Here is a 1007-nt window from a genome sequence, read left to right as displayed (position 1 = left end):
CATTATGTGATTTTTTATCATAATGAAGCTTTAGTTTATAGGTTTCTATAGAAAGATACTGTTTAATAGGCTTTTAAATAAGTTTTTTGGAGGTGTGTGAACGATTTTTTACTAAGATAAAGGAAAGGTTGAAAGAGAAGATGAATGTTAAATAAAATTAAAAAAATCTTGTTTATATTTGGAGCATTGTTCTTTATAGGATGCTCTTCGATTGAAAGAGAATCCTGCGTTGATATTTTTAATAATAGGGTTGTTGTTCTAACGCAGGATATTCAAGTTGTTAATTCAATTACCCTTATTGATAAGAATATTTTCTGTGGTAATCGGCCTTATAGTAATTTTTATGATAATTTAGATACGTTTCTGTCAGGACTAAATAACAATCAGAAAAAGGATTTTTACGCCACTTTATTATTTGCTGAATTTCATAGAAACTATAATGGTGGGAAGTTTGTTGATTTCTTGCTAGAAAATAAAATTAAAATTTTTGATCAATATATTGAAATTATAAATGATCAAGAGCTGTTATCGAAAATGAAATATACAGATGAAGAATTAAAGAATCTTAAAGTAATAGGGAATGCATTAAAAGAATAGATGAACTCATTAAATTACAATATATCTAACGACTTCATAAGGGAAAAAACATTGTCTTTGAATACACCTTACATCGCTGGTTTTTGGTGTAGATTGTTTGCTTTCATCCTCGATGCGTTACTTATCAGCATGTTTTGTGGGCTGATTGTTAGTATTTTCTCGAATTTCCTACATCAGCACCCAATTATTTCTATTCTGGCAGGGTATGTATATGTCATTTTATATTTCGGTTTATTAAATAGTCATTTAAACGCTGGAAAAACTGTTGCGAAACAGCTTTTAAAAATAGAAGTCATCAGTTTGGATGGCAAACACCTTTCAGTTCCCACATCTATGGTGCGTGCAGTAGTTTTATTTGCACCTATGTGTTTAATGTCTTTAAGTGCATATTTCTCGAATGCTATCTTTTT

Annotated in this window: 2 protein-coding genes; both read left to right on the top strand. The window is 29.6% G+C overall.

Annotated elements, in window-relative coordinates; genetic code table 11:
* Positions 1-144: 144 nt before the first annotated feature.
* A complete protein-coding gene (locus tag HMPREF0023_RS15895) occupies positions 145-597 on the top strand; it encodes a hypothetical protein (RefSeq protein WP_005089909.1) in 453 nt (150 codons plus the stop codon).
* Positions 598-648: 51 nt separating this feature from the next.
* On the top strand, positions 649-1007 hold a 359-nt coding region (locus tag HMPREF0023_RS16410), incomplete at its 3' end, for an RDD family protein (protein ID WP_190319066.1).

This window comes from Acinetobacter sp. ATCC 27244, assembly GCF_000156555.1.
Classification (GTDB): domain Bacteria; phylum Pseudomonadota; class Gammaproteobacteria; order Pseudomonadales; family Moraxellaceae; genus Acinetobacter; species Acinetobacter haemolyticus.
Note: the sequence above shows the minus strand (reverse complement) of the source record. Positions and strands in the feature narration are given on the sequence as shown.

Coding starts and splice junctions, on each gene's coding strand:
- HMPREF0023_RS15895 (WP_005089909.1), top strand. CDS start 145: ATGTTAAATAAAATTAAAAAAATCTTGTTTATATTTGGAGCATTGTTC.